Consider the following 9,046-nt stretch of genomic DNA (forward strand, 5'->3'; position numbering starts at 1 on the left):
TAATGAAGCATTACCATTCGTGGAAATTTTCAAAAGCTCATTCATGTTTACAGGGGAATTCAATGGGGTTTGCTGCGCAGGCGAGGCAAGAAATCGAAATCCTTCATTATCCAGAGTAACAGCGGCTTTTACAAAGTTTAAGGTTCCGTTACTGGATAACCAACCTACATTGGAGGGATTTGCTTTAACTCCAAAACTCATATAGGTAGAGGCTGAGCTTCGCAAGACTCCCCAGTTGCTTAATGAACCATCCTCATATCGTATCGCAAAAGCATTAATTCCTTCTGCAGAACTGCCTGCCCCGGTGATAATATTTCCGGAAACATCTAATTTCTGGACAGGTTCCGTTGTTCCGATTCCTATATTACCATCTCTTGATACCTGAAGAACCGTACCGGCGGCTGTTGCCATTCTTATTCCCCCATACCAGTTGATTTTAAGGCCGTCTGAATTTGGCGTAGCATAATGTCCTATAGAATAATTGGCAGCATCGGAGTTGCTGTACAATTTATCAAATGCTATTTCCTGTGCATACATTATAGAAGCTAATAGTAATGCGATTGTTAAACATGTTTTTTTCATAATTTCTGTTTTTTTATTGTTTGTAGTTGTATTTAAATTCCTTTAATAAATTGCCGCTCTGGCTTTGTTCTCTGATTTCCTTCAACCTGTTGGCTGAATCATAAACATAGACTTCCCTGATCCCGGATGGAGGAGTGATGCTTGTTACACCAATTAACGGATTGTAAGTGTATGTTGTAATTGTATAATTCTTCAATGCTGGATTGTTTCTGAAACTGTTTAGAGCGTTAAGTAATAATTGTTCACTTGCTGAATCATTATCGGAATTTGATTTGGAAACAATATCTAAGTCTAGATATCCATTAGGAGTATTATTTAATCCAAATATTTGCATTAATTGTTGATAAGTTATTCCTGTAATCTTTGCAATAGGAAGTGTTTGATTATATCCATAAATTGTAGTAGTTGGCACGCTATCTTTTGTTGTATATTGAAGAACATTTGATTTATTATCATAGAGATCAAAATTGATATCGTCAATTATATTATTTGTGAGAGAAATCTTATAATTGATAAAATCCAAAGGTTTGTCAAGTAATGAATGTCTTTTCTTTTTGATATTATACGGATATGAATAAAATAGATTTTCCGTAAGTGAATATTTATTGTTTTCGTTTTTGCTGATTTCTATAATAGGATAAATAATGTTATCATTAATCATAGAATAATAGGTGGACTGTTGTCCTCCCACTCTAGTTTCATCATTGGGGCAGTACGTTCTGCAACCAGAAGTAAGAAGATCAGGAGCAAACAAATATTTTTTGATAGCATTTCCTCTTGATGTTGTAATTGATTCTTCAATTGGATAAGGATGCCAACCCCGGTTATTGGATGTATCATTATATATGTTTTTTTTAACTGTTTCAATAACCTTGTCACCAAAATATTCTTTGGTCGTTTGAGAGCTCAATAAATAAGGAATCACCGGAACATACATTGTATATATATTATTATAGCTGTAGTAATTATTATTATACATAATAGGCTCACTTTTTGCGCTTATATAATAATTTAAATCAGATACTTTACAATTTGTACAATTCTCCATACTGTTTATCACAGGGAGTTTACCAAGGAAGTTCCGGTATTTATACGTGGTTTCCCTAAGCAAAGTATTATTATTGTTATAAACAAGTTCTTTTAATAATTTTCCTCTTTCATTGCTTTTGGAGAGATACTCATGTGCCTGATGATCATACCTAACAGTAAGGGTATCGGAATTAGTTAAATAATCACTAAAGTACAGTTTATTGGAACCCTTTCCTTCAGTAGAGACTTTAACCAAACTGTATTTTACCAGACCTTGTATGTTTGGTGCAACAGGACCTCGCATATTTTTCAGATAAGTACCATTGATAATGTCAAGCGAATATAACTTTCCTACTTCTAAAACTCCGGAAGAGGTTCCTGTATTATTTAAATAACTATATTTAGTTACTATACTATCGCCAGGCATGCTTCTTTCGACTTTCTTTTTTATCCTGGGAGCATTAATAGAATGCTGGTAATCAAGTATATTGATGCCACTATAATACTTACTATAAGCCATTATTTTTGAATAATCAGAAAATTCGTAGCTATAGGTGGTACTTCCTTTAGTAGGATATGTGACTTTCTTTAATAAACCTGTATCATAAGAGTTCTGGTATTGCGTGGCAGCAGGACTATAATAAATAGAATGGCTTCCATTCCACACTCCACCAATGTAGGTTAGTATCGCACTGTTTTTATATGCAGGAAAATCATCTGTATTATAATAATCAAATCCAATATTTTCACCTGCAGAGTTATTTATATGCTTTAAAAAAGTTCTTTTATTGGTGCCCCCTAGCTCCTGATAAACCAGATCCATTTTCTTGATGATTTTATTTTTTCTCTTCACAATAATTTCATCCAGATAATTATTGCTAAGTTCCAAAGGGTTAAGAGTATTATGGTATTTGTATGCTACAGTAACATCATTAATCCTAATACTGTCCAATACTGCCATCTTGGTATACGTATCTACCTGAGTTTCGAAGTTTTCCATATTATTATCAAAATCACCCATTATAGATCTGGAATGTTTTACAGAAAGATTATTCTGTAAAAGGTCTTGTTTGGCAGGAAATCCCGTATTTTCATTGATATAATAAACATGATTATTTTCCTGAGTATAATTGATATTCTGCTGACCATTATACCCTGAGTATGTTCCTCTGTAATTATTAAGTAAGGTAAGATCATTTTGTCTGTAATAAGCATTGACTTCGGATCCATTGGCTAGAATAATCTTCTTTAATAACCAGGAATCAATATAGTTTGTACGGTTTGAGCTAGATCCTTTATAGTTAAAGGGCGCAGTATCTACAGGGATGTAATAGGTAAATCTATTATAGCTATAGTTAATGTCCAGAGCATCTGTGTTTCCTCCAAAAATATACTTATTCCCTTTATCATCATGTATTACAAATTGTGAAAAGGAAATATTTCCAAAAATGTCATAACAGTTTACTCCCGATATATCAACAGCCAAAGAGGCATTTTCACAATGAACAACAGGCTTCATCGTATTATCCACAACAAAATAACCTCTATATCCCATAAAATCGAAATAGTACTTATCCGGCTCGTAGTTATAAGACTTACCGTAATATCCTTGAGCGCCTTGGAACTGGTTGGTAGCATAATAATCACCTGAATTATCAAAAATTTGTTTTTTCTTCGCATTATTTGCAAAAACGGTCTTGATGCAGTCATTTCTATCATAACTGCGAACATCATCATATTGAAATGAAGAATATTGTAAATAATTTAAGCTTCCACCTGAATGACCATAAAAAGGATTAAGAATTTTATTTGCCGTGGTGGTAAAATCAATTTTTCTTGATTCACGGGTTATTTTTCCGAACTGGTTAAGATTCCAGTTCAAACCTACGAAGCTTGGATATAAGTAGGGAACAAAACCTCTGGATTCATAATTAAGGCTATTACTTAGTTTAAATCCTCCTTCTGTAATGTCAAATAAAGGAAGAGTAAGATCTACCAAGCCTCTGTTCAGATTAATACTTTCATTCACTCCCCTTATCAATGAATAGCTTTCTGGTGGTTTTGTCTGTGATAGAAAAAGTAAAGAAATATGTATGAGAAATAATATTGTTATTTTTTTCATCGGTTTAGTTTTTATCATATTCAAAAGTGAAGGAAGCGCCTTTGCCAGCAATTGCCATTCCGCCATGAGTAGGCCCAGGATCTGTCACACTTGGAGTAAGAGTAATGTTTCCATTGGCATCTATTGTAATTTTCCATATTGTTTTTGTACCATACTCAACAATGTTATTAATCACTTTAGTAGAGCTAGGCCTACAAGACATCGGAATGTTTGCCATACTGCTATTGTACCAATAGGTATTATTAGGCGCAATCAAACTCAAATTTGCTTTAAAATGCCCAAAGGTTGGTTGGGTAATAAAAGAACTTAATCCTAATGTAATACCATTTAGAGATACTATGTCACAATTAGGATATGTACAAGGATTATTATTAGCTTCATTTTGACCATTACTATTTATATCATCTATTGCTTTTTGATCGGCATCTGCTTGGCTAATATCAGAAGAATATTTTTTAGCCGGTACTGTGTAGGTATAACTATTTGGCAATGCACCAGAAGGACAATTTTTGGTAAATACTTTACTTTTTGCCACATTATAGAAACATGGAACGGTGTTTACCACATTTTGTCCGTTGGCACTGATATCATCTAATGCTTTTTGGTCTGCATCTGCTTGGCTAATATCAGAAGAGTATTTTTTGGCTTGTACTACATAGGTATAGTTTGCAGCTCCCCCAGGAGGACAATTTTTAGTAAATGTTTGGCTTTTTTCTGTGTTGAAAAATAAACATACAGAATTTGCATTAGCTACATTCTGTCCATTAGCAGCAATATCAGCTAATGCTTTTTCATCAGCATCCCAAGAAGAAGTTTCAGACATATAGGTATGGGCCGGAACCGTATAAGTGTAAGTACCTGATGCAGAAGTTCCTGTAGGACAATTATTGCGTATGAAGCTTTGTTTTTGTTCTGAATTGTAGTAATACAAATCATATGAACACATGAAATTAACAATTGAGGAAGGAGTGTTGGGAGCAGTCTCATAAAGAAATTTAACTATAATATCTCCATTAGGTTCTACAGAAATAGACCATACTCTATTTCGGCTAGTTATTTCATTATATCGTTTAGCAGAAGGCACACAACTTCCAGTGATCTTTCCAACTTTTACTCCTTGTAATAATAAGTTTTTTAGGACAAGATCATCAGCTATAAATACTCCATCAAAAGTCAATTGTACAGTTGAAGAAGAAATTTTCGTAACTCCTACAGACCAATGCGGAATAGCATCTGTAGAATTGAAAGTACAAGTAGAAGGGGCACAATTTCCATATAAATTTACTTGTGATTGTCCATTACTGTTTAAATCAGCCATTGCTTTTAGATCAGCATCCATCTTACTAATGGTTGAACTGTATTTTTGCTCAGGGACAACGTATAAATATCGTTCACCCACAAAACCACCAGGGCAATTGCTTTTAATATAATAATTGGATATTTCATCATTATAAAATAAGCCACTGGTAGGTTGTTTTAATTTATATTGATATTCTTTTAATAGCTCTTTTTCTGTTGAAACAATTTTTTCTATTTTATTAGTAGTTGTGTTATATTTATATATTTCTCGGATACCATTAGATGGAGTAATACTGCTGACACCAATTAAAGGATTATAAGTATAGGTGGTTATTTGATAATTAACCAAGAACTGATTTTTTCTGAAATTATCCAATGCATTGTTAAGCGTTTGTTCTGTAGAATCATCTACATCAGCAACTGATTTAGCTTGCAAATCATTAATTAAGTCTGGCATTCCTGATAATGCAATTAAAGAATTGTAGTCAATTCCTTCAATTTTTGCAATAGGTAGCGTTTGGTCATATCCCCAAACAATACTTACATTAACATCTGATTTAGTATGATATTGTACCAAATTTCCTTTGGTATCATATTGATCATAGATCACTTCATTATCTGAGACTTCAGAAGTATTGTTAATAGTATTAAGTAATATACACTGAACCTGTTTTGGTAAAAGTTTTGTATGTCCATTCCAGTTAGTAGAATAGCTAAGTTTTGTTTTGGAGATAGGAATACTATTTTTATAACTTGTTGTTTCTAAAGGAATACCTATTATATTTTTCTGGATAAGATCAGAGGAACCTGGAATATCATTAGCATATTTATAGGTTATTTTTGATTTTGTTTGATCAGCAAAAGTCGATTCATATGATAAAAGATTATTGGTTAAGTTAGTATCATAGAAATAATCTGTTTTTTTATTTATTGTATTTCCATTTAGGAAATCTGTTGTGCTTGTAGAAATAACACGCTGTTGATTAAGATTAATCTTATAATAACGATTATACATAAGATGTTCAAAAGCTCCCCAGGTTACAAATTGATCTTTATTTTGTAATTTGATCAAACCATATTGGTTTTCAACGGTCTTTACAGGGGTTCCTTGCTCACCTATATAATGTGTTTTAAGGAGTCTTCCCCTATAATAACTATAGTCCACATATGGCATGGTTAAATTTCTGTAAATTTCAAAATCTGGGATATTACTTGAAATATAATCTTTTTTAATAACCTTATCCGGCAAACCGTCAGGAATGTTCTCTAAATCTGAAAAATAATATTTCTTATAAAGTTTATTATTGACCAATTCATTTACCTGTGAGTAATTGACTGGATTTCTGGAGTATGTATTTGGATTTAAGCTATTAATAAACTCAGTTGGTATTACATTATTAAGAGTTGGAGCAAGAATCATATCAAGCTGAGGATAGTCTAAATAAACATACGAAAAAAAAGAGTTATTAATCCCACTACTTTTAGCAGAAATAGAACCATTATTAGCATCTTGTACGTACATGAAGTCGCGGGTTTGGTGATGCACTCCATCAAAATCAATTATTTTCTTTATTCTCGCACCTCCAGTGGTCCCTGCTTGACTTTTCAGATATTGTAAATAATGAGAATTTATATCCTTCCAAATTGTTTTTGAATACATGTGAGGTTCATAATAAAAAGAGGAATAGCCTCCGGTAGGATATTCAATTTTTCTTAATAATCCTACATCACTTAATTCGGAATTAGGATTTCTTTGATCTCCAATAATGTCTGAACTTAGGAATGAATTATTAAAAATATAGTCAGGTGTAAGGTGATTATCTTCAGGCTTACCGTTCCAATACCCCCAAAAATCAATACCATGGGTGGTATGTTCCGGAAGGTTGAAAGTTTTATAATAATCAAATGAATATTTTTTATCACTATCTACAACTGAGGACAGAAAAAAATAATCTTTTATTCGATTATAATTAAGATTGACTGCTTTTATTTCTTGATTTTGATTGTTATAAACCGATATTTTATTTAATTTAAAAGACTTATATCCATAAGCATATGGTGAGCCATAATGGTCTACATGGGATGTAAAGGCCGGAAATTCCGTATAGTTGAATACTATGGATGCTATATTATCAATGGTTATCTTCTCTGGAAATACTTTTTTAACCAAATTCATGCTCGTTGCTCCTTTAAAATTGCCTTCAGGGCCGGCATAAAAATTAGTCTCCGTTTTAGCTGGTTTTATTTCACGTTTTCCCGATACATAAAAATTCAAATCAAAAAAGCCTTGTTTTATACCTTTAGCATAATTTTCAGTATAATCTTGGGGTGGAAAATAGTTGCCATGACAAAAGTTATTCCAGTCAGAACCATACTTTTTATTTTCAATAACAATATTTCGTCCATTTATATATTCAACTCTGGTCAGATACCATGACATTATTTTCATATTATAGCGAGGGGTATATATTGGAGTTTCACCCAAAAGTCCAAGATCATATGAAATTTCAAGGTTATCAGCATTTCCTCCAAAATAATATTTATATCCTTTTCCGTCTGTAATGATAATTTGAGAAAAATCAGGTATACAGGTAGAACTAGGATCATTTTGTGTAGCAAGTCCGTTAATATCTATTTGCAGATTAGAATCATTACACACAATTACTGGTTTTAGATTAATATCAATATAGAAATACCCAGATATACCCATAAAATTAAAATTAAATTTATCAGGTTCCAATTCATAAAATTTACCGACCAATTGTTGTGGACTTAAGTAAGGAAAATATGTGTATGGAGGCGTCGTATGCAAGGGTGTACGAGGATACTGAATATCAAAAACAGCCTGATTGGTTAATCCGAAAGATGTAGAAGCCCTGGCTCCTACCAAATAACCTCCTCCATCATTATCTCCTGATATAAATGGATTATGTTTTACATCATCAGGAAGATTTTTTATAGTGCGCGTAATAACTCCTCCATAGTTAAGAAACCAATCCTGCCCCACATAATTGGATTGTTTGGCAGGTATAAATCCTGAAGAATTGTATGCTAAATTAATGTTAAAGTTTTCTTCTGTTCCTAATATTTTTTCCGAGTATATTGGAATGTCTAAGTCAATATTTCCGGAATATAGATTTACAGGTGTATTTCCAAATCTCTCCATCTCATAACTCTGTGGAGATTTAATATCAATAGTCTTTGTTTGATATTCTGATGTTTGCCCTTTAAAATCACTCACTATAAGGAGTATACAGATTAACAATACTCTTTCCCACAGCATATTTATATTATTATTTTTGTCCTTCTTACTGGTTGAAAATCTTGGGTATATTTTTATTTTTTTCATCGTTTAATCAATTTAGCATTCGCCGTTTTATTGTTATCCGTTTTTATCACCACCAGATAAGCTCCCTGAACTAAAGCCTGGGTATTGATTTTGGTTACTTTATTCTTCGTTTTCAAACTCTGAAGCTGTCTTCCGCTCATATCGTACAACACAATCTCAGCTTCTTTGAAATCAAAGCCAATTTCTACGTATGCATAGTCTGAAACAGGATTCGGATAGATTTTAATATCATATTTTGGAATCAGCTGGTCTATCTGTTTATCTCCCAGTTTTACGATCTTCCAGTTTTCCTTTCCTAATTCTGTGGCACTGGTTCCGGCAAGGATAATCGAACCGTCTCTGTTCAGTTTCAAGTCTGAAAGTCGCTCTTCTTTTTGTCTCAATTCTCCGCTTACGTGTTTTCTCCACTGTTCATTGCCGTTTCCGTCCAGATAGAGCATCCAAAACGTTTCATCGTCCTTTTGAACTCTTCCTTCCGCCTGGGTATAACCACCAAGTAAAATTCCTGTGGTAACATCTTGATTCTTGGATCTTGATTCTTGGCTCTTCATCATCACATTCATTCCCATCAGGATATCCCGGTTTTTGAAATTGTAGGATCTTTGCCACTCTTCATCACCTCTTTCGTTTACAGCAATCAACCATAGATCTGTGCCTTCTTCAAT

Annotated in this window: 4 protein-coding genes; all 4 read right to left on the reverse strand. The window is 33.0% G+C overall.

Annotation, left to right across the window (positions count from 1 at the left end):
• A partial coding sequence (locus tag M030_RS24625) for a hypothetical protein (RefSeq protein WP_155860256.1) occupies positions 1-582 on the reverse strand: 582 nt, incomplete at its 3' end.
• A 13-nt stretch (positions 583-595) separates the two neighbouring features.
• Positions 596-3,733 (reverse strand): hypothetical protein, encoded by a 3,138-nt coding sequence (locus M030_RS0120335; RefSeq protein WP_155860291.1) that lies wholly within the window; start codon positions 3,731-3,733, stop codon positions 596-598.
• Positions 3,734-3,737: 4 nt separating this feature from the next.
• Positions 3,738-8,381 (reverse strand): DUF5977 domain-containing protein, encoded by a 4,644-nt coding sequence (locus tag M030_RS0120340; protein ID WP_027375082.1) that lies wholly within the window; start codon positions 8,379-8,381, stop codon positions 3,738-3,740.
• A partial coding sequence (locus M030_RS24630; protein ID WP_034722919.1) for a T9SS type A sorting domain-containing protein occupies positions 8,378-9,046 on the reverse strand: 669 nt, incomplete at its 5' end. The genes M030_RS0120340 and M030_RS24630, both read right to left, overlap by 4 nt.

Origin of the sequence: Chryseobacterium sp. UNC8MFCol, assembly GCF_000482305.1 — a bacterium.
GTDB lineage: Bacteria > Bacteroidota > Bacteroidia > Flavobacteriales > Weeksellaceae > Chryseobacterium > Chryseobacterium indologenes.

Bases quoted from the DNA above. Each gene is read 5' to 3' on its own strand.
- M030_RS0120340 (WP_027375082.1), bottom strand. From the start codon at position 8,381: ATGAAAAAAATAAAAATATACCCAAGATTTTCAACCAGTAAGAAGGAC.
- M030_RS0120335 (WP_155860291.1), bottom strand. From the start codon at position 3,733: ATGAAAAAAATAACAATATTATTTCTCATACATATTTCTTTACTTTTT.